Here is a 21,744-nt window from a genome sequence, read left to right on the forward strand (position 1 = left end):
TCGCGTTGCCCCGGGGCCGCTTACGGCTGGCGCAGCAGCAGCGCCACCGGCAAGCCGCCCAGCACCTCGCGCAGGCGCAGCCGGCCCATGGGTGCGTCCAGCACATGGCCGGTCAGCGCATCGGTCCAGCGGCTGGGCTGCGGCGCGCCCACGGTCAGGGTGGTGTCGCCCCAGCCCGCGGGCGGGATGCGCGGCATGGTCGGGTCGACCTGCGTGGCCGCCAGCCGCGTCACCACGGTGATGGCCTGGTGCGCATCCGCGGTGCGGGCAAAGGCCAGCACCTGCGGCACCAGCTCGCCCTGCGCCGCCAGCACGCCGTATTGCCCGTCGGCGAAGAGCCGGGGATGGGCGCGGCGCACTGCCAGCACCTGGCGTATCAGCTGCTGCTTGATGCGCCCGTCGCGCCAGTGCGCCAGCCAGTGGGCCCAGCCAGCGCTGCAGCCCAGGCGTGCGCGCAGTTGCGCAAAATCGGGCGGGCGCCGGTTGTCGGGGTCCACCAGGCTCAGGTCCCAGCCTTCGCATCCCTGGTAGCGGTCGGGGATGCCCGGTGCGGTCAGCTGCACCAGCACCTGTGCCAGGCCGTTGACGGCGCCGGCCACGGCAATGTGCTGCGCAAACTGGCCGATATGCGCCAGCACACCCAACGGCCAGTCCGCCGCGATGGCGCGCAGGAAGCCCTCGCACGCGGCTTCGTAGGCTGCATCGGGGCAGGTCCAGTTGCCATGGCGCTTGGCTTCGCGGATGGCCTTGAGCTGCCACGCGGACACGCGCTCCAGAAAGGCGTCGACGGTGTTGCTGCCTGCAGGCTTGCCGATGTCCTCCATCGGCCACGCGCCGACCAGGGTCTGGTACAGCATCAGGCGGTCGCCGGGGTCCGGGGCTTGCGGCAGGGTCGACAGCAGCGGTGCGCAGGCGAGTTCCCATGCCGCCACGGCATCGGCCCAGGCGTCGGGCATCTCGCTCAGCACGGCCAGGCGCATGCGTGTGTCCTCGCCGCGCTTGTGGTCGTGGGTCGCGGTGGCCAGCATGGCATGAGGACAGGCCTGGCGCCGCGCCGCCATGCGCGCGTGGAACTGCGCCGGCGGCAGCGCCAGCGTGCCGGGGTCGCTGCCCACCTCGTTGCGCGACAGCAGCCGCCCGTAGCGGTAGAACGCGGTGTCCTCACCGGCCTTGGCTGCCAGGGCGGGCATCAGTTGCTGCAGGCGGCGGCGCAGCACGCCGGTTTCGCTGTCGGGCGGGGCTGGGGTGCGCAGGCAGCCGTCGATAAAGGCCAGTGCCACGGCCTCGTCCGGGGCCAGGCCGGTGCGCGCCGCCTGCATGGCCTGGTCCAGCATGACGTCGTCGGCCTGTGCGGCCGAGGCGTCGCGCGCGCCGGGTTGCGCGTCAAAGTAGCTGCGGTAGACGGGCACTGCCGCCATCAGCGCGGCCAGCGCGCGCCGCAGCGCCGCACGTGTCAGGTCGCGCGTGCCAGGCTCCTGCTTCGCGCAGTCGTGCAGGCAGGCGGCGGCGCCTTCGTACTCGGTCACCAGGTGCCGCTCCAGCACCTGGCGCCGCGCCGCTGCGACATGGGCGGCATACGGGCGCGCATCGCCGCTGGCCGACGCCCACAGCGCGCCCAGCGGCGCCTCGCCGTTGCCGTCGTGCAGCACGGCGGCAACGTCGTCCATGAAGTCGTAGCCTGTCGTGCCATCCACCTGCCAGTCCGGCGCCAGCCGTTCGCGCGGACCCAGGATCTTTTCGACCACCAGCCACGGGTGCGCCAGCCGCAGCAACGGCGGGCGCGCGGCGGCGTGCCGGTCCAGCTCGGCGCGCAGCCGGCGGCAGTAGCCGGCAGGATCGGCCAGGCCGTCGACATGATCGACACGCACGCCGTCGATCCAGCCTTCGCGCAGCAGGCGGAAGACCAGCGCGTGGACGGCGTCGAATACCTGCGGGTCTTCCTCGCGCACGCCGACGAGATCGCTGATCTCGAAAAAACGCCGCCAGTTCAGTGCCGCGGCGGCGGTGCGCCACCAGGCCAGCCGGTAGTGCTGGCGTTCCAGCAGTGCGTGCAGCCGGGTGCGGCCTTCGGCCTGCGTGGGGTCGTACCAGCCGGGCTGGGTTGCGGCTGCGGCATCCACACTGCCCGGCGCCAGCGGCAGCGAGTGCTCGAAGTAGCGCAGGTGGGCGGCATCGTCTGCGCTTGCAGGCACCCATTGCAGCTCGCCCGCCACCAGCGTGTCCCAGTAGGACTGGCCCAGCATCGGCAGCAGCACCTTGCCATGCAGGGCCGGGTCGCGCGGGGTCCAGTCGATGTCGAAGCTGGCGGCGCAGCGGCTGGCGCGTCCGTGGGTCAGCACGTCGCGCCACCAGTGGTTGTGGGTGGGGTCGGCCGCCATGTGGTTGGGCACGATGTCCAGCACCAGGCCGAGGCCGGCGGCGCGGGCGCGCCCGGCCAGCGCTTTCAGGCCGGGCTCGCCGCCCAGCTCGTCGCGCACGCGGGTGAAGTCGGTGACATCGTAGCCATGGGTGGAGCCCGGGCGCGCACCGCACACTGGCGACAGGTACAGGTGGCTGACGCCGAGCGCGGCGTAGTAGTCAACCACGGCGGCGGCATCGGCAAAGGTGAAGCCCGGGTGCAGCTGCAGCCGGGCGGTGGCGCGCGGCAGGTCATGGTCGCCGCCGCCATGGCTGCCTGGCAGGGATTCCGGCAAGCCGGCGGGCATTATCTGGCGCGCGCCACGGCGGGCTCGCACACGGTGGCGACGCAGGCCAACGGCGGCAGCATGCCGGCGGACAGCTCGGCCGCGGCGCCGGGCAGGCTTTCATGCAGCGCCGCGCTCATGTCGTGGCACGGGCGCATGCATGGCACGGCTTCGCTGCCCAGGTTCAGCCACAGGCTCAGCTCCATGCCGTCCATCAGCCGCCAGCGTGCGCAGAGCGCGGCCGGGCCCAGGATATCGACGCCGGCGGACTGGCAGCCGGCCAGCCGGTCCAGCAGTTCACGGCGGCGCACCGAGAGCAGTTCGCGGTAGTACGGTGTCCAGTCGCCGTCGTCCTCCAGCTCGGGGCGCGACGCCTCGAAGGTGGCCGGGTCGTTGGGGTCGGGGATGGCCGCGGCGCGCGCATCGTCGCGGAATGCCGCGGAAGCCGCAAACTCGCGGCGCCGGCCGTCGCGCACGGCCTGTGCCAGTTCGGGCGGGTGGCTGGTGAAGTAGAGGAAGGGCCGCTGCGTGCCGGTTTCCTCGCCCATGAACACCAGCGGCACCTGCGGGCACAGCAGCTGCAGCGCCACCGCTGCGCGCAGCGCATTACGGTCCGCCAGGCCGGCCAGCCGGTCGCCCAGTGCGCGGTTGCCGGTCTGGTCGTGGTTCTGCAGGAAGCAGACGAAGGCCGTGGGCGGCAGGTGCGCGCTGGGCTGGCCGCGGCGCACGCTGTCCGCGCTTGGCGGCACGTCCGGCGCGGCGGCAGAGCGGTGTGCCGACAGCTCGCCCTGGTAGGCAAAGCCTTCGCCGAGCACGCGCGCAAGGTGGCGCAGCGCGGGCTCGCCGCGTCCCGCAGCCGCATCCTCGCCCTCATCGGCGCAGCTGGTGTAGTCGCAGTAGTAGCCGTCGCCCTCGCCGGTCAGCAGCACGTGCAGGGCATGGTGGGCATCATCGTTCCACTGTGCGTCGTAGCCCTTGGCCAGCAGTTCGGCATCGTTGTTGTCGTTCTCCAGTACCAGGTGGAGATGGCGGCTGGCGCCTTCGCCTTCGGCCAGCATGGTGCGCAGCTCGCCGGGCAGCGCCGCCAGCCAGCCTTCGTCCTCGATCGCGTGCACGGCGTCGAGGCGCAGGCCGTCGAAGCGGAACTGTTCCAGCCAGTAGCGCGCGTTCTCGGTGAAGAAGCGCCGCACCTGCGGCCGGCGGAAATCGATGGCCGGCCCCCACGGGGTCTGCCGGTCTGCGCGGAAGAACGCGCTGGCGTAGCGGTGCAGGTAGTTGCCCTCCGGCCCGAAGTGGTTGTAGACCACGTCCAGCAGCACCATCATGCCGAGCTGGTGGGCGCGGTCCACCAGCGTGCGCAGCTCGTCCGGGGTGCCGTAGGCGGACTCCGGCGCGAACGGCAGCACGCCGTCATAGCCCCAGTTGCGCGCGCCGGGGAACTCCGCCACCGGCATCAGCTCGACCGCGGTGAAGCCCAGCGCCGCCAGCCGCGGCAGCTGCTGCGCCGCGCCGATAAAGCCGCCGCACAGGCCCACGTGCAACTCATAGACGATGGCTTCATGCCAGGGGCGCCCGCGCCAGTCCGGACAGGCCCACGCAAAGGCGCCGGCGGCGTCGGGCGCGGGCACGATGCTGGGCCCGTGCACATCGTCGGCCTGCCAGCGCGAGGCCGGGTCGGGCACGGTGGTGCCGTCGTCAAGCCGGAACCAGTAGCGTGCCCCTTTGCTGCACGCAACGATGGCCTCGAACCAGCCGTTGGCGCCGGCCGCCATGTGCACCGGACCGAGCCCGGCGATCTCCAGCCGTACCGCCTGGCCTTGCTCGGCTGCGTCCGGCGCCCACAGCCGGAACCGCACGCGGCCATCCGGCAGCCAGGCCGGCCCGAACAGGTAGTCGTGCGCAGCATCGTCGTTGCCGGGCAGGCCTGGCTGCCCGGCGGCAGAGGGCGCCGCAAAGCAGTCGTGCGGGGCCAGGCTGGGCATGGCGGAGCGGGCGCCGGGGGCGAGAAGGAACGGGTTGGCGTGCAAATTCGGCTCCTGGCTTCGGGACGGCTGTGGGAAGTGCGAAGGGAGAGCCGGCCGGATGGCCGGTGCTGGTCCAATGCGAACTCCATGCCCGCAGAACAACGCTTTGCGAGGCCGCATGCTGGCGGGGCAACCGCCAGCGCGGGCTTTGTTACATGGGCCATTGTAGAAACTACCAGGGCACCGCGGACGTGCGCTAGCCCACGCCCGCAGTGCCCGCCACACCTCTTACGCGGCGCGCACGGGAGATTCAGTCTGCCACGGCGCACCGCTGGCGCGGTGCAGCAGCCGCACCGGCACCGGCTCGATGTGCCAGATGCGCTCGCAATACTCGCGGATCGCCCGGTCCGACGAAAAGCGCCCGGAGCGCGCGCACGACAGCACCGACATGCGTTGCCAGCGCGCCGGCTCGGCAAAGGCCTGGGAGACTTTCTCCTGGCACTCGATGTATGAGGCGAAGTCGGCCATCAGCAGGTAGGGGTCGTGCCCCTGCTGCGGGTTGAACAGTGGACGGAACAGCGCCGGGTCGCCGCGCGAGAAGAAGCCTTGCTGGACCAGGTCGATCACCGCGCGCAGCTGCGGGTTGCTGTGGTAGTAGGCGGCAGGGTCATAGCCGCTTGCACGCAGCGCATAGACCTCCGGCGCGGTCAGGCCGAACGGGAAGAAGTTGTCGTTGCCCACGGCTTCGCGCAGCTCGATGTTGGCGCCGTCCATGGTGCCGATATTGAGTGCGCCATTCATCGCGAACTTCATGTTGCCGGTGCCGGACGCTTCCTTGCCCGCCAGCGAGATCTGCTCGGCCAGGTCGGCCGCCGGGTAGATGCGCTGCCCGTAGGTGACATTGAAGTTGGGCAGGAACACCACCTTGAGCCGGTCGCGCACCTGCGGGTCGCGGTTGACCACGTCGGCCACCGAGGTGATGAAGCGGATCATCAGCTTGGCATAGGCGTAGCCCGGTGCCGCCTTGCCGCCGAACAGGAAGGTGCGCGGCTGGATCTCGGTGCCGGGGTCGGACTTGATGCGGTGGTACAGCGCGATCACATGCAGCACCGCCAGGTGCTGGCGCTTGTATTCGTGGATGCGCTTGACCATCACGTCGAACATGGAAGAAGGGTCCACCACCACGCCGGTGGTGTCGCGGACCAGCTCGGTCAGCGCCACCTTGTTCTGGTGCCGCGCGGCATGCCATTGTTCGCGAAAGCCCGCGTCCTCGGCATACGGCTCGAGCGCGCGGATCTGCGCCAGGTCGGAGATCCAGCCGTCGCCGATCGCGTCCGACACCAGCCGCGTCAGGCGCGGATTGGACAACGCCAGCCAGCGCCGCGGCGTCACGCCATTGGTGATGCTGGTGAACTTCTCCGGCCACATCTCGTAGAAATCCTTGAGCACGTCCTCGCGCATCAGCCGTGAGTGCAGCTCGGCTACGCCGTTGATGGCGTGGCTGCCCACGCACGCCAGGTTGGCCATGCGCACCTGCCGTTCGCCGTGCTCATTGATCAGCGACAGCCGCGCCAGGCGCGATTCGTCGCCGTAGAAGCGGATCCGCACCTCGTCCAGCAAGCGCGCGTTGATCTCCAGGATGATCTCAAGATGGCGCGGCAGCACGCGGGCAAACAGCGGCAGCGGCCACTGCTCCAGCGCCTCGGGCAGCAGCGTGTGGTTGGTGTAGGCAAAGGCATTCTGCGTGATGTGCCAGGCCTCGTTCCAGGGCAGGTCATGGTCGTCGACCAGCAGCCGCATCAGCTCGGCAATGCCCACGGCCGGGTGGGTGTCGTTCAGCTGCACCGCGAACTTCTCGTGGAAGCGCGTCACCGGGATGCCGTCGACGGCGAGCAGCCGCAGCATGTCCTGCAGCGAACAGGCGACGAAGAAGTATTGCTGCTCCAGCCGCAGCTCCTTGCCCTGGCTGGTCTCGTCGTTGGGGTAGAGGACCTTGGTCAGGTTCTCGGAAGTGACCTTCTTGCTGACCGCGCCCAGGTAGTCGCCGCGGTTGAAGGTATGGAAGTCGAACGCCTCTGTGGCGTCTGCGCGCCACAGCCGCAGGGTGTTCACGGTATTGACGCGGTAGCCCAGGATCGGCGAGTCGAACGGCACGCCCACCACGGTCTTGGCCGGCACCCAGCGTACGCGGTAGTGGCCGCGGTCGTCGGTGTAGTGCTCGGTGTGGCCGCCCAGGCGCACCTGCACCGCCCACTCCGAGCGCTGGATCTCCCAGGGGTTGCCGTTGCGCAGCCAGGTGTCGGTGGATTCCACCTGCATGCCGTCGATGATGGTCTGCTGGAAGATGCCGTACTCGTAGCGGATGCCATAGCCGAGCGCGGGGATTTCCAGTGTCGCCAGCGAATCCATGAAGCAGGCCGCCAGCCGGCCGAGGCCGCCATTTCCCAGCCCCGGCTCGACCTCTTGCTCCAGGATGCGGTCGAGGTCCAGCCCGGCAGCGGCCATGGCCTCGCGCACCTCGTCGAAGATGCCCAGGTTGATCAGGTTGTTGCCCAGGTGCGGGCCCATCAGGAATTCCGCCGACAGGTAGGCGACGGTGCGCGAGGGCTGGCCCAGGTAGGCTTCGGCGGTGCTGATCCAGCGCTGCACCAGGCGGTCGCGCACGGTATGCGCCGCGGCCTGGTAGAGGTCGTTCTGGCTGGCGTGGCCGGGCAGCTTGCCCTGGGTATGGAAGACGTGGTCGAGGAAGGCCCGGCGCAGGCTGGCGCCGGACAGGGCGGTACGGGTGTCATCGGCATGCTCGGGCCGGACAGATTCCTTCATGGCGAGGCTCCTGCGCATGTGCGTGGGTCAAGCTTAGTGGATGGAGCAATCCCTGCAGGGAGATCGCGGCGCTGGTCTTGCAAGCTGCACATTTCGCGGGCGACCCGTGGCTACGCGCGTGGCGGCGGATGGCGTGCGCCATGCCGGCCGCCGCGCAGGGCGTCGGCCCGCGCCTGCACCGCCGGGGTATCGAACAGCGCACGTACATCGACGTCGAGCCGGCGCTGCCAGTTGGGATGGACGCTGGTGGTGCCGGGCAGGTTGGGCTGCTCGGCTTCGCCCAGCAGGTCCTCCAGCGGCACCAGGCGCATGGCGGTGCGCGCCGTGCCCAGCCACGCCAGCACGGCATCGAGCGGGGCATGGGCGGGGCCCGGCACGGCGCCGCTGCACAGCCCCGCTTCGCACAGCGCCTGCCATAGCGCGCCGCGCTCGCGCGCACGGCCGGCCTGCATCGCTGCGAGGGTTTCGCCGGGCGCCAGCAGGTGCAGCCGGTCGCGCCACGCAAGGTCGCGGCCGGCCCACCAGCCGGTGACTGTGGGGAGATCGTGCGTCGAGGTGGTGGAGACGGCATCGGGCGGCCAGGCGGCGGGAGGCAGGAAGGCCGGCACGGTGTCGGGCGCAGGGGCGGGCACCCGCTGAGCTGCCTCGGCCGCATCGGCTGGCGCGCTCTCTTCGCGCTGGAACCACAGCACATCGATGCCCAGCACGCCACGCGCCGACAGTGCCGCATTCAGCTCCGGCGGCACCGTGCCAAGGTTTTCGCCGATGATGATCGCGCGGTGCCGCCATGATTCCAGCGCCACCAGCCGCAACATGTCCTGCAGCGGATAGCGCAGGTAGGCGCCTTCGCTGGCCGGGGCGCCGGCCGGCACCAGCCACATGCGTGCCAGGCCTAGCACATGGTCGATGCGCAACCCGCCGGCATGGGCCAGGTTGGCGCGCAGCATTTCCAGGAAGGCCGCGTAGCCGCGGCGGCGCAGCCCGCGCGGCGAGAACACCGCCACACCCCAGTCCTGCCCGAGCGGGTTGTACAGGTCCGGCGGCGCGCCGGCATGGAAGCCCGCCAGGATTTCCTGTTGCCGCGTCCAGGCCTGGCTGCCGCCAGGGTCGGCGCCCACCGCCAGGTCGGAGACGATGCCGACCGCCATGCCCGCGCTGCGCGCCGCACGCTGCGCGCGTGCCATGCCGTCGGCCGCGATCCATTGCAGGAAAGCGTGATAGGCGACCTCATCGGCATGAGCCTGTGCAAAGGCCGCCACGGCGGCATCGCCGGGCGCGCGCAGCGTGACCGGCCAGCAGCGCCAGTCAGGCGCGGGGTTGTGGTTCATGCCGTTGGCGCTGTCGGCCAGCCGTCGGGCCTGGATGGCCTCGTAGCAGGCGTGCGCGTGCAACGCGGTGCCGCCGCGTGCGCGAAAGGCGGCGCAGTCATCGAGCGCCGCGCGCGGCAGCAGCGCTTCGCTGCGCTCCCATAGCCACCGCAGGATGGCATAGCGCAGTGGCGTCAGCCTGATCCAGTCGATCTCGCTGCGGGCTTCCAGTGCTTGCAGCGACTCGCCCGCGCCGAGCGCGGCGACGGCCCAGTTTACCGCGGCCTGCCCGAATTGCACGGCGGGGTCGGCATAGAGCGGATTCAGGAACAGGCGGCTGGATGGCGCATACGGGCTATAGCGCTCTGGCAGGGCGGCAAAGCCGGCGTGCAGCGGGTTGATGGCCACGGCGTCGGCGCTGGCGCCGGCCGCGCTGATGCAGCACTGCGCCAGCGCGCTCAGGTCGCCCATGCCGCAGGGCGCGCCACGGCGCAGGCCGTAGAGCTGCACTGCCAGGCCCCAGGGCCGGGTCAGTTCGCCCGCGCGGCCGGCGTGCCGCAGCGCATCGGCAACGCCGTAGCAGCGCGGCGGCGCGATCGCCAGCACGGTGTGCGCATCGCCCAGGTCCAGGCGGTGGTAGCCGCATACGTCGATGGCGGGCAGCAGCATGGTGCCGTCGCTGTCGCGCGCGCTGCCATCGTTGCCACGCACCGCGGTGCCGGTGACGATGGCGCCGTCTTCCAGCGTCAGCCGGTAGGACCGCTGCGGCAGGGTATGCGGCCACGGCACCGCCACCGGCATGCCGCGCTCGGCGGTGACCAGCGGCGGCAGTGCATGCGCGGCGTCATCGGAGGCAAGCCATGCGCGCGACGCTTCGCACTGGCCAGTGGTGGCGCCGGGCAGGCCCAGGCCGTCCAGCACGCGCAGCAGCGCGGCGTCTGAGACAGTCTGGGGCTGGTTCCAGGCATCCGTCCACCGGGGCAGCAGGCCTGCGCGCAGCGCCAGCGCATGCAGCGGCGTGGGCGCGTCGTGGCGGGTGGCGCGCCGGCTCATGCTTGTGCCTCCTGTGGCGCGCCCAGGGGCGGGCTTTCCTGGGGCGCGCTCTGGCGGCTGCGGGCCGGGGCCGCCAGCAGCACCAGCGAGTGCCCCGCCACCGCCTGGCTGTCGGCGACCGCCTCGCCCGCGAGTTCGGCCTCGGTGGCGTCGGGCCGGCTGCTGTCGAACAGCAGCGTCCAGGCCAGCGCGGGCTCGGGCAGCAGGAAAGATGCCTCGGCATCGCCGGCGTTGAGCAGCAGCAAGGTTACCTGCACGGCGCCGGCATCGCTCTCTTCGTCTTGCGCCAGCGAGCCCAGCTGCGCACGCTCGGGTTGGGGCGGCGCGGCCGCGCGGCGCAGCGCGAGCGTGCGGATCTCGGGGTCGGCCCATTCCTCGGGGGTGGGCGGCTTGCCGTCGGTATCGAACCAGGCAATATCGGCAATGCCCTGCGCCGGCTCCTCGCGCCCGTGCGCGAAGCGGTCGCCGGCCAGGGAGTGCAGCCGCCGACGCAGGGCCAGCAGGCGGCGCACCATGTGCTGCAGCGGCTGCGCGCCGGGCGTCTGGGCCTGCTTCCAGTCCAGCCACGAGATCTCGTCGTCCTGGCAGTAGGCGTTGTTGTTGCCTTGCTGGCTACGGCCCCATTCATCGCCGGCGGTCAGCATCGGCGTGCCCTGCGACAGCAGCAGCGTGGCCATCAGCGCCTGCGCCACGTGCGCGCGGCAGGCCAGGATGGCGGGGTCGTCGGTGGGGCCTTCGATGCTGCCGTCGGGGCTCCAGTTGGCGCTGGCGTTGTCGTCGGTGCCGTCGCGGTTGTCTTCGCCGTTGGCCTCGTTGTGCTTGCTGCTGTAGCTGACCAGGTCGGCCAGCGTGAAGCCGTCGTGCGCGGTGATGAAGTTGATGCTGGCCCACGGGCGCCGGTGGCGGCGGTCGAAGAGGTCGGCCGAGGCCGCCAGCCGCGCCGCCAGTTCGCCGCGGTGGCCGGCGTCGCCGCGCCAGAAGCGGCGCGCCACGTCGCGGAACTTGTCGTTCCACTCGGCAAAGCCGGGCGGGTGGTTGCCGAGCTGGTAGCCGCCCGGGCCCAGGTCCCAGGGCTCGGAGATCAGCTTGACTCGGCTCAGCACCGGATCCTGCATCAGCGCATCGAAAAAGCCGGAGCCCGCATCGAAGCCGTTGCCCTCGCGCCCGAGGGTGGTGCCCAGGTCGAAGCGGAAGCCATCGACGTGGTAGCACTGCACCCAGTAGCGCAACGAGTCCATCACCATCTGCAGCACGCGCGGATGCGACAGGTTGAGCGTATTGCCGCAGCCGGTGTCGTTGATGTAGTGGCGCTCGTCGCCCGGCACCAGCCGGTAGTAGCTGGCGTTGTCCAGCCCGCGCCACGACACCGTCGGCCCCAGCTCGTTGCCCTCGCAGGTATGGTTGTAGACCACGTCCAGGATCACTTCGATGCCGGCGGCGTGCAGGCGCCGCATCGCCACCTTGAATTCCTGCAGTTGCCCGGTGCCCAGGTAGGCGGGCTCGGGCGCGAAGTACGCCATGGTGTTGTAGCCCCAGTAGTTGCGCAGTCCGCGTTCCAACAGGAAGCGGTCCTGCAGGATGGCGTGGATCGGCAGCAGCTCGACGGTGGTGATGCCGAGCTGCACCAGGTGGTCGATAAAGCGCGGGTCGCACAGTGCGGCGAAGGAACCGCGCAGGTTGGGCAGCAGGTCGCCGCGCAGCATCGACAGGCCGCGCAGGTGGGCTTCATAGATGACGGTGGACGGCCACGGCACCGCGGGCGGGCGGTCGTCGCCCCAGTGGAAGCTTTCGTCCACCACCACCGCCTTGGGCATGGTGGGAGCGCTGTCGCGGCGGTCTGGTGTCAGGTCGCCGCGCGCACTTTGCAGGCGGTAGCCGAACAGCGCATCGGACCAGCGCACCGGGCCGCTCAACTGGCGCGCATACGGGTCCAGCAGCAGCTTGTGCGGGTTGAAGCGGTGGCCGTGCGCGGGATCGTAGGGGCCGTGCGCGCGGTAACCGTACAGCGTGCCGAGCGCCGCATTGGGCAGGTAGCCGTGCCAGATCTCGTCGGTGCATTCCGGCAGTCGCAGGCGCGCCAGCTCCTTGCGCCCGTTGTCGGAGAACAGGCACAGGTCGATGCGCGCAGCATGCGCCGAGAACACCGCGAAATTGACACCCAGGCCGTCCCAGTGGGCTCCCAGAGGATACGGCTTGCCCGGCAGCAGCCGGTCCGCGAACTGGCGGCTCATGTCGATGCGCCCTGGACGCCGCCACCTGGATCGAAGCGCAGCACCAGCGTGGCCAGCGGCGGCAGCGTCAGCGCGAGCGAAGCCGGCTGCCCGTGCGAAGGCACGTCCACCGCCGCTACCGCGCCGCCGTTGCCGACGTTGCTGCCGCCATACACGGCGGCATCGGTATTCAGGCATTCCTGCCAGGCGCCGGCGTACGGGACCCCAAGCCGGTAGCCATAGCGCGGCACCGGGGTCATGTTGACCACCACCAGCACCACCTCGCGGCTGTAAGGGCCCGCGCGGCGCAGCCACGCGAACACGCTGTTGTGGTTGTCGTCGCCCACCACCCAGTGGAAGCCTTCGGGGCGGTGGTCCAGCGCATGCAGCGCGGGCAGCTCCCGGTAGAGGCGGTTCAGGTCGCGCACCAGCGTGTGCATGCCGCGGTGCATGGGGTGGTCCAGCAAGGCCCAGTCAAGCTCGGCATCGTGGTTCCATTCCTGCCACTGCGCCAGCTCGCCGCCCATGAACAGCAGCTTCTTGCCCGGGTGCGCCCACATGAAGCCGTAGTAGGCGCGCAGGCCGGCAAAGCGCTGCCACTCGTCGCCGGGCACCTTGCCGATCATCGAGCCCTTGCCGTGCACCACCTCGTCATGCGACAGCGGCAGCACGAAGGCCTCGGACCACGCATAGACCAGCCCGAAGGTCATGTCCTGGTGGTGCCAGGCGCGATGGACGGGCTCGTGGCCGAGGTAATGCAGCGTGTCGTGCATCCAGCCCATGTTCCACTTGAAGTCGAAGCCAAGCCCGCCGCTGGCGACGCTGGCGGTCACGCCGGGCCACGCGGTGGATTCTTCGGCGATGGTCAGCGCACCGGGGCAGCGTTCGTGGACCACGGCGTTCAGTTCGCGCAGGAAGTCGACGGCTTCCAGGTTTTCGCGGCCGCCGAAGCGGTTCGGCACCCACTGGCCGGGCTCGCGGCTGTAGTCGCGGTAGAGCATGGATGCCACCGCGTCCACGCGCAGGCCGTCGGCGTGGAAGTGCTCCAGCCAGTGCAGCGCGCCGGCCAGCAGGAAGCCGCGCACCTCGTTGCGGCCGAGGTTGTAGATCAGGGTGTTCCAGTCCTGGTGGAAGCCTTCGCGCGGGTCCTTGTGCTCATACAGCGCGGTGCCATCGAAGCGCGCCAGCCCGTGCGGATCGGTCGGGAAGTGCGCGGGCACCCAGTCCAGGATCACGCCGATGCCGGCCTGGTGGCAGCGGTCGATAAACGCGGCGAAGGCCTGCGGCGGCCCCAGCCGCGCGGTGGGCGCGTACAGCGACAGCGGCTGGTAGCCCCAGGAGCCGCCAAACGGGTGCTCGGTGATGGGCAGCAGCTCGATATGGGTAAAGCCCAGTTCCTGCACGTACGGCACCAGCCTCTCGGCCAGGATTTCCCAGCCGCGCTGCGGGTCGTTGGCCGCCTGCAGCCATGACAGGGCATGGATTTCATAGACGGACATCGGCGCGGCATAGGGATCGGCGCCGCCGCGGCGCGCCATCCAGTCGGCGTCATGCCAGGCGAAGGGGGGCGCGCCCTGGTCCGGTCCGGCCACCACCGAGGCGGTGGCGGGGGGCGCCTCGGTGGCCAGCGCGAGCGGGTCGGCCTTGTCCGGCAGCTCGGTGCCGTGCGGGTCGAGCAGGTCGTACTTGTAGCGGCTGCCGGGCTGCGCGCCCAGCGCGGCGGGGATGAACAGCTCCCAGATGCCGCTGGGGTGGCGCAGCCGCATCGGGTGCCGCGCCGGGTGCCAGCCGTTGAAGTCAGCGATCACCGAGACCCGCTGCGCGTTCGGCGCCCACACGGCAAAGCGCACGCCGTCAATGCCGTCCACGCGCTGCCACTGCGCGCCCAGGCAGGCGCCCAGCTCGAAGTGGCGGCCCTCGGCGATCAGGTGCAGGTCCAGCTCGCCCAGCAGGAGGCCAAAGGCGTAAGGGTCGGCGCTGCACTGCCCGGTGCCGTCGGACCATTGCACGCGCAGCCGGTAATCGGGCGCACTGCCCTTGTATTCGCGCGGCAGCCGCGCGGCGAAGACGCCGCCGCCATGCAGCCGCGCCATCTCTGCCAGTGGCGTGCCGCCCGCATCGGTCAGCTGCACCGACGCCGCCCCTGGCAGGCAGGCGCGCACCAGCGTGCTGTCGCCGTCAGGGTGCGGGCCCAGCACGGCAAACGGGTCATGATGGCGGGCACCAAGCAAGGCCTCGAGCTCGTGGCCCGGCAGCATGCCGGGCTGCGTGCCATGGGCGGGGGTCATGGCTGGTCTCCCGGCGCCAGCAGCTTGCGCAGCAGGCGCGCCAGGCCGCTGACCGGCAGGTCGATCCATGCCACGCGGTTGGCGGCTTCGTAGTCGACCTCATAGGCCGCCCGTTCCAGCAGGAACAGGTCCAGCAATGGCTGCAGCTGGCCGGGCGCGGCCCAGGGTGTGCCCGAGTCCTGCATGTGCAGGTGGTAGCAGTTCAGGAAGGCTTCGCTGGCGGTGCTACGGAAGCGCTCCAGCAGCACCGCGCGGCGTTCGGCCAGTTGCGGCGGCAGTTCGCTGTGGGTGCGCTCCTGGCGGTCGGTGCCGACCGTGGCCGCGGCGTAGTCCAGCGAGCGTAGCAGCCCGGCCACATCGCGCAGCGGCGAGGTCTTGCGCCGGCGCCAGTCCAGCGGCAGGCCGGGCTCGCCTTCGAAGTCGACCAGGTAGGTGTCGTTCTGCGCAATCAGCACCTGGCCCAGGTGGAAGTCGCCGTGGATGCGCGTCTGCAGGCTGCCCGGCGCGGCAGCGGCGAGCTGTTCGACCAGAGCGGGCAGCGCGTCGCGCGCGGCCACCAGGGTCTGCACGTCGGCCTCGAAGGCCTGGCGCACCGGTCCCGGCACGGTGGCGGGCGCAGGCTCAAGCCGCGTCAGCGCGCGCTGCAGCGCACGCATGGCTTGCTCGGCCCACGCGCGCGCATCGCCTGCGGTGGCCGGCAACGGCGCGAAGGCGTCGTCGCCGCTGGGCCGTGCCAGCACCGCATGGAGCTCGGCCAGCCGGCGGCCGAGCGTGCCAGCCAGCGCGGCATAGCCGTTCATGGCCTCGGCAAACTCGTCCTCGCTCTCCTGCGAGGGCAGCGCGTCATCGATGGCGCGGCCCAGGTAGTCCAGGGTCCAGTCCCAGCCATTGCCCTGGTTCAGGACATAGCCCTGCAGCAGCATCAGCGTATGCGGCACGCCATCCGGGCCGGTGCGCACCACCTCGCCCAGCAGCGGCGCCGCGTGCGCATAGCCCTGTGCGGTCAGGTAGCGCGTCATCTCGGCCTCGGGGTGGATGCCGCCAGAGACCCGGCGCACCATTTTGAGCACGGCGGTGTTGTTGTAGGACAGCGAGCTGTTGGACTGCTCGGCCGACATGTATTCGATCGGGTCGCGCTCCAGTTCCAGCGCGGCCAGGCCGGGTTCGGCGCGGAAGTGGATGATGTCGTTGCCGGCATGCATCTGCACGTCATCGCGCAGCGCGCGCACCACCTCGCGCGCAAAGGGCTCGACCACGAAACCGTCGGTGGCCAGCCCCACGCGGCTGCCCTGGCGCACGCGCGCCATCGACAGGCCATGTGCCAGCTGCGACACGCTGTCGGCGCTCTCCCGGTCCCACATGATGCCCAGCGGCAGCTGGTAGCGTTCGGTGCGGCCAGGCAGGACCACCTCGACCTCGGCCAGGTAGACATCTTCGCCGCTGCTGCCGCGCGCAAATGGCAGCACATAGGCCAGGTCGATGCGCTCGATGCGCTCATGCTTGGCGCCGAACCAGCGGCGCCGGCCGATGTAGTGCGGCAGCACGTCGCTGGCCATGATGCGGCGCGAGGCGTCGGTCAGCTCCGGCCGGCTCGTGTTCTGCAAAACCAGGGTGATCTGGTCCGGCATCTGCTCGGGTGCTTCCACGTGCCACGACGGGGGCTGCGCCTCGTCACTGAGTACGAACCAGTAGAAGCCGTAAGGCGGCAGCGTCAGCAGGTAGGTCAGCGTGCCGATGGCCGGAAACGGCGTGGCGCCCATCATCTCCACTGGCACGCGGCCGTTGAAGGCGGACAGGTCCAGTTCGACGGCCTGCGGCGCGCGCGACAGGTTGGCCACACACATGATGTGCTCGTCTTCGTACTCGCGCAGGTAGGCCAGGATCTTGCGGTTGCCGGGAAACAGGAAGCGCAGCGTGCCGCGGCCAAAGGCGCGGTGCTTGCGCCGCAGCGCCAGCATGCGCCGCATCCAGTTCAGCAGCGAATGCGGGTCGCGCGCCTGTGCCTCGACGTTGACGGCCTCGTAGCCATATAGCGGGCCTTGCAGCGGCGGCAGCACCAGGCGCTCGGGGTCGGCGTGCGAGAAGCCGCCGTTGCGGTCGGGCGACCACTGCATCGGCGTGCGCACGCCGTCGCGGTCGCCCAGGTGGATGTTGTCGCCCATGCCGATCTCGTCGCCGTAGTAGATCACCGGCGTGCCCGGCATCGAGAACAGCAGGCTGTTCATCAGCTCGATGCGGCGGCGGTCGCGCTCCATCAGCGGCGCCAGGCGGCGGCGGATGCCCAGGTTGATGCGCGCACGCCGGTCGGTGGCGTAGACCTCCCACAGGTAGTCGCGCTCGCTGCTGGTCACCATCTCCAGCGTCAGCTCGTCATGGTTGCGCAGGAAGATGGCCCACTGGCAGTTGGGCGGCACCTCCGGCGTCTGGCGCATGATGTCGGTGATCGGGAAACGGTCTTCACGCGCGATCGCCATGTACATGCGCGGCATCAGCGGGAAATGGAAGGCCATGTGGCATTCGTCGCCCTCCGGCTCGGGCCCGGTCAGGCCGAAGTACTGCTGCGCGTCCTCCGGCCACATATTGGCTTCTGCCAGCAGCATGCGGCCGGGGAAGCGCGCGTCCAGGTGGGCGCGGATATGGCGGATGACGGCATGGGTCTCGGGCAGGTTCTCGTTGCTGGTGCCCTCGCGCTCGACCAGGTAGGGCACAGCGTCCAGGCGCAGCCCGTCGACGCCCATGTCGAGCCAGTAGCGCATTACCGACAGCACCTCGTTGAGCACCTGCGGGTTGTCGAAGTTCAGGTCCGGCTGGTGCGAGTAGAAGCGGTGCCAGAAGTAGGCGCCCGCCACCGGGTCCCAGCTCCAGTTGGACTTCTCGGTGTCGCAGAAGATGATGCGGGTGCCGGCGTAGGCCTGGTCATGGTCCGACCACACGTAGTAGCGCCGCGCCGCCGAGCCGGGCTTGGCGTTGCGCGCACGCTGGAACCACGGGTGCTGGTCGGAGGTGTGGTTGATCACCAGCTCGGTGATCACGCGCAGCCCGCGCGCGTGCGCCGCGGCGATAAAGCGGCGCGCCTCGGCCAGCGTGCCGTAGTCGGGGTGGACGTTGCGGTAGTCGGCGATGTCGTAGCCGTCGTCGCGTCGCGGCGACGGGTAGAACGGCAGCAGCCAGACGGTGTCCACGCCCAGGTTGACCAGGTAGTCGAGCTTGGCCAGCAGCCCGGCAAAATCGCCCACGCCGTCGCCGTTGGCGTCGTAGAAGGACTTGATGTGGAGCTGGTAGATGACCGCGTCCTTGTACCAGAGCGGATCGGCGTTGAGCAGGGCGGCACTGCCGGTTTCGGTAAGGCGTTTCATCCGTGTCTCCACGTATGCCTGTCAGGCGCCGTGCGGGTCGGTCGAGGCCGGCGCTGCGGGTGGGCGGGGGGCGGGACGCTCCAGCGGGCGCACATGCCAGACCGTGAAGGGCAGTTGCGCCGGATCGAGCCGGATGCGCTGGTGCTTGCCGCGCAGCTCGAAGCGCCGGCCGTGCATCAGGTCGTGCACCGCCAGGCCGGCCTGGTCGGGCAGCCCCCATTCCCACAACGGGATTTCGATATCGGTCTCGTGCGCCGTGCGCGGGTCCAGGTTGATCGCCACCAGCAGCACGTCGTCGCCGAACAGGTAGTCGGTGCCCGGCATGAAGCGCGCGAACCACAGCACCGCGTCGCTGCCGGCGTGGTAGAAGCGCAGCCCCAGGTGGTTCTGCAGCGCCGGGTGCCCGGCGCGGATCTCGTTGAGCCGTGAGATCTCCGCAACGATATTGCCGGGCTGCTGCCAGTCGCGCACGCGCAGCTGGTATTTCTCGGAATCGAGGTATTCCTCGCGCACCTTGCCGTTCAGCACAAAGGGCGCGCTCTCGCACAGCTCGAAGCCGCTGTACATGCCCCACAGCCCCGACAGCAGCGTGGCCAGCGCCGCGCGGATCAGGAACGCGGGGCGCCCGCCCTGGTGCAGGAAGTAGGGGTTGATGTCAGGTGTGTTGACGAAGAAGTGCGGCCGGAAGAAGTCGCGCAGCGGGCTTTGGGTCAGCTCGGTCAGGTATTCGGTCAGCTCCCACTTGACATTGCGCCAGGTGAAGTACGTGTACGACTGGCTGAAGCCCAGCTTGGCCAGCCGCGCCATCATCTTCGGCCGGGTGAAGGCCTCGGCCAGGAAGATGGTGTCGGGGTGGCGCGCGCGCACGTCGGCGATCATCCACTCCCAGAACGGCAGCGGCTTGGTGTGCGGGTTGTCGACGCGGAAGATGCGCACGCCCTGGTCGGCCCAGAACATCACCACGTCGCGCAGGGCCTGCCATAGCGCGGCGCCCGCGGGCGGCGCGGCGTAGAAATCGACGTTGACGATGTCCTCGTATTTCTTGGGCGGGTTCTCGGCATAGCGCAGCGAACCGTCGGGGCGGTGTGCGAACCATTCGGGGTGGTCCCTCAACCACGGATGGTCGGGCGAGCACTGGATGGCGAAGTCCAGTGCCAGCTCCAGGCCATGCCTGGCCGCCGCGTCGCGCAGGCGGCGGAAGTCTTCGAAGGTGCCGAGCTCGGGATGCAGCGCATCGTGGCCGCCTTCCTTGCCGCCGATGGCGTAGGGGCTGCCGTGATCGCCCGGCTCGGCACGCAGGCTGTTGTTGCGGCCCTTGCGGTGGGTGCGGCCGATCGGGTGGATCGGCGTGAAGTAGAGCACGTCGAAGCCCATCGCGCGAATCGCGGGCAGCCTGGCGATGACATCGTCGAAGGTGCCGTGGCGGGTCTCGTCGTTGCTTTGCGAACGCGGGAACAGCTCGTACCAGCTGGCGTAGCGCGCGGCCAGGCGATCGGCCTCGACCGGCATGGCCACCGGATGACGCGAGGCAAACGGGCGCCCCGCCGGGGTTGCCATCACCGCCTGCATCGCGGCCGCGGTGCGTGGCGACAGCAGGATCTCCTGCCGGCGAGCGTCATCGCCGGCAGCGGTGATCAGTTCGTCGACGATGGCTGAGAGCTCCGTGTCCGCGGTTGCCGTCCGGCTTCTCTTCCCGCCATTGCCCTGCTTCCCGTTCCTGGCAGGCTGCAGCAGCGCATCGGCCACCAGCCGCGCGCCTTCCTCGATCTCCAGCGCCACGTTGAGGCCGGCCGCGCGCTTCTTGCCGATCTCGTCGAGCCAGCTGGCGAAGGTGTCGCGCCAGGCCTCGACCGTGAATTCATGCCGGCCCAGCGCCACCAGCGGGAAGCTGCCTTCCCAGCGGTCGTTGATCACGGGCTGCATCGGCGCTTCGTGCCAGCCAGTCTCGCCCGGCGCACGCCACAACACCGCGGCGGCAAGCTTGTCGTGGCCGTCCATCCAGATATCGGCAGTGACGGTCACGCGCTCGCCCACCACGCGCCGCACGGCGAAGCGGCCTTCGTTGCAGGCGGGTTCGACGTGCTCGATGGCGATCCGCGGGGCCTCCATCGCCGCCACCACGCTGCCCAGGCCGGTGGCGGCAAGTGTTTCATGGCCGTGCGGCGCGCGCGCGTCGGCCGCCGGCGTGCCGGGCCGCGTCAGGGGCACTGGTGGCGCTTCATAGAGGCGGATGTCGGCGGGCGCCAGCGTGATGCTGGCCAGTGCATCGAGCCGGTGGTTGGCATCGACAGTCCCGCCCGGGCCGCCCAGTGACGATTCCAGGTGCGCGCTGGCGTGCGGCAGCGCGCTCAGCACGCGGTCGGCGCCCAGCGTGCCGGGCGCCGCGGGGTCCGGATTGAGCACCACTGCCAGGGCGGGAGCGCCGTCCGGTACCGCAGGGTCGCTACGGTCGCGGGCCGCGTCGGGCGGGACGCAGGCGCCGTCCGGCACGGGCAGCCGTGCCAGCACTGTCAGCGGCGCGTCGGGTCCGCTCAGCAGGCGCACGGCCAGTGCCGGTGCCGGATCGCGCGCAGCCAGCCAGGTATTGGTTTCCAGCAGCTCATGGGTGATGTCGTACGGCGCGCCCTGATGCGCGGCGCCAGCCGCTGCCAGCGGGTCGCGTGCCAGCGCGCCGCCGGTCTCGAAGCCGGCCGGCACCAGGATGCCGTCGCCGATCGCCGCCGCGGTCCATAGCGCACGCCGCGCGCTGAGCGCGTCATGGCTTGCCGGCGCCAGCGCGGGGGCGGCCAGCACCCGGCCAAAGGGGCGCAGCCGGGCGATTTCCTCGGTCAGCCAGGGGCTGCGGAAATCCCACCACGGCAGCGAGCAGAACGCGCCGTCGAACCCGGCCGGCGCCAGGTCATCCAGTTGCGCCGGTGTCAGTCCCGGCGTCCACGCCAGGAAGCACGGTGCACCGCGCGCCTGTGCCGGCACCGCATCGCCGCGCAGCGTGCCGGTCAGCGCGGCCCAATGCCGGCCGGGCACGCGTGCCGGCGCACGGCAGCAGAAGCCCGCCGCGCCGGACGCCCAGGCCTGGCGCAGCCGGGCCGCCCACCACTGCACCAGCGCGTCGGCCGCGGGCTGGTCATGCCAGCGCAGGCGCGCGCCGGGGATGTGGCTGTCGGTCTCGTGTGGGGCGAAGGCCGGGACCGCACTGTCGATCCAGCCAGGGTCGGGAGCTGGCCCGGCGCCGTCGGCGTGGTCGACCGCATAGCGGTCCAGTGAGATGTCGAGCAGCGGGGCCAGCCCGTGCCGGGCGCAAGCCGCGAAAGCGTCTTCGCCGGGCAGGTGCGGCCAGCCGCCGATCAGTACGTGGTCGAAGCCCAGTGCCGCCACGCGCTGGAGCGCGTGTTCATCGGCATCGGGCGTTCCGGTCAGGTCGATCTGGCAGATCCGCACAAAATCCTCCCGGTGTTTCGCTCCGACGGAGCAACAAAAATCCCGGTCCGGCGCCTCGCGGCCGGCCGGCGGGATGGCACAGCCATGCGAAGTGCGTGCCAGCGCGCCCGGCCAGTCGCCGATTGCACGCCTAGCCAAGGCGCCTCAAGGGCAAGCGCCGCGGCATGTCATGTGCGCGATGCCTTACTGCTTGTAAAAACTACCGGTGCGCGCCGTGCCGATGGAAAGAACGCGCCGGGTAATGGGGCCGATGCGGGCGCGGTGTCCCGCCGGTACGCTTCTTGCCGTTGTCTGGCAGCGCGTGTTGTTCCCGGCACGGTGGGAAGACCGCGGAAGGAGACGCATGGACTGGTGGCTGGAGGCAGCGCAATGGCCGGCGATGGTGGTGACGGTGGTGGCCACCTGGCTGGTCGGCTCACGCCGGACCGCGCGCCGGCGGGCCGGCTTCTGGGTCTTCCTTGCCAGCAACGTGCTGTGGATTGCCTGGGGCTGGCACGGCGGCGCCTATGCGCTGGTGGTCCTGCAGCTGGCGCTGATCGCGATGAACCTGCGCGGCATGCGCGAGGCCCGCAAGGCATGGCCGCCCGCCTCGCACCGCGCGCTTAGTGGCGGCGCGCGGTG

Annotated in this window: 8 protein-coding genes and 1 pseudogene; 1 reads left to right on the forward strand and 8 read right to left on the reverse strand. The window is 70.6% G+C overall.

Annotated elements, in window-relative coordinates; all coding sequences use genetic code 11:
- Positions 1-20 precede the first annotated feature (20 nt).
- The 8 genes from treY to CF68_RS00760 form a co-directional block, all read right to left on the reverse strand.
- A complete protein-coding gene (treY, locus tag CF68_RS00725) occupies positions 21-2,705 on the reverse strand; it encodes a malto-oligosyltrehalose synthase (RefSeq protein ID WP_035815299.1) in 2,685 nt (894 codons plus the stop codon).
- Positions 2,705-4,711: a malto-oligosyltrehalose trehalohydrolase gene (gene treZ, locus CF68_RS00730; RefSeq protein WP_035815301.1), complete on the reverse strand. Its 2,007-nt coding sequence runs from the start codon at positions 4,709-4,711 to the stop codon at positions 2,705-2,707. Before treZ ends, treY begins: the two co-directional genes overlap by 1 nt.
- Positions 4,712-4,936: 225 nt before the next feature.
- Positions 4,937-7,471: a glycogen/starch/alpha-glucan phosphorylase gene (locus CF68_RS00735; RefSeq protein ID WP_035815304.1), complete on the reverse strand. Its 2,535-nt coding sequence runs from the start codon at positions 7,469-7,471 to the stop codon at positions 4,937-4,939.
- Positions 7,472-7,581: 110 nt separating this feature from the next.
- Complete coding sequence (gene malQ, locus CF68_RS00740) at positions 7,582-9,831, reverse strand: 4-alpha-glucanotransferase (protein WP_035815307.1); 2,250 nt, start codon at positions 9,829-9,831, stop codon at positions 7,582-7,584.
- Entirely contained in the window at positions 9,828-12,062 is a 2,235-nt protein-coding gene (gene glgX, locus CF68_RS00745) for a glycogen debranching protein GlgX (RefSeq protein WP_035815310.1), read from the reverse strand. Before glgX ends, malQ begins: the two co-directional genes overlap by 4 nt.
- Positions 12,059-14,329 (reverse strand): 1,4-alpha-glucan branching protein GlgB, encoded by a 2,271-nt coding sequence (gene glgB, locus CF68_RS00750; protein ID WP_035815313.1) that lies wholly within the window; start codon positions 14,327-14,329, stop codon positions 12,059-12,061. Before glgB ends, glgX begins: the two co-directional genes overlap by 4 nt.
- Complete coding sequence (gene treS, locus CF68_RS00755) at positions 14,326-17,685, reverse strand: maltose alpha-D-glucosyltransferase (RefSeq protein WP_035815316.1); 3,360 nt, start codon at positions 17,683-17,685, stop codon at positions 14,326-14,328. The genes glgB and treS overlap by 4 nt, the downstream gene beginning before the upstream one ends.
- A 21-nt stretch (positions 17,686-17,706) precedes the next feature.
- Entirely contained in the window at positions 17,707-21,123 is a 3,417-nt protein-coding gene (locus CF68_RS00760) for an alpha-1,4-glucan--maltose-1-phosphate maltosyltransferase (protein WP_035815320.1), read from the reverse strand.
- A 343-nt stretch (positions 21,124-21,466) separates the two neighbouring features.
- Here CF68_RS00760 and CF68_RS00765 point away from each other — a divergent pair.
- Positions 21,467-21,744 (forward strand): annotated as a pseudogene (locus tag CF68_RS00765) (hypothetical protein); the annotation flags it as partial.

It is taken from the genome of Cupriavidus sp. SK-4, assembly GCF_000611125.1.
GTDB lineage: Bacteria > Pseudomonadota > Gammaproteobacteria > Burkholderiales > Burkholderiaceae > Cupriavidus > Cupriavidus necator.

What these genes read in the sequence shown, in the direction of transcription:
- malQ (WP_035815307.1), bottom strand. Translation starts at nt 9,831, where the DNA reads ATGAGCCGGCGCGCCACCCGCCACGACGCGCCCACGCCGCTGCATGCG.
- treY (WP_035815299.1), bottom strand. Translation starts at nt 2,705, where the DNA reads ATGCCCGCCGGCTTGCCGGAATCCCTGCCAGGCAGCCATGGCGGCGGC.
- CF68_RS00735 (WP_035815304.1), bottom strand. Translation starts at nt 7,471, where the DNA reads ATGAAGGAATCTGTCCGGCCCGAGCATGCCGATGACACCCGTACCGCC.
- treS (WP_035815316.1), bottom strand. Translation starts at nt 17,685, where the DNA reads ATGAAACGCCTTACCGAAACCGGCAGTGCCGCCCTGCTCAACGCCGAT.
- glgX (WP_035815310.1), bottom strand. Translation starts at nt 12,062, where the DNA reads ATGAGCCGCCAGTTCGCGGACCGGCTGCTGCCGGGCAAGCCGTATCCT.
- glgB (WP_035815313.1), bottom strand. Translation starts at nt 14,329, where the DNA reads ATGACCCCCGCCCATGGCACGCAGCCCGGCATGCTGCCGGGCCACGAG.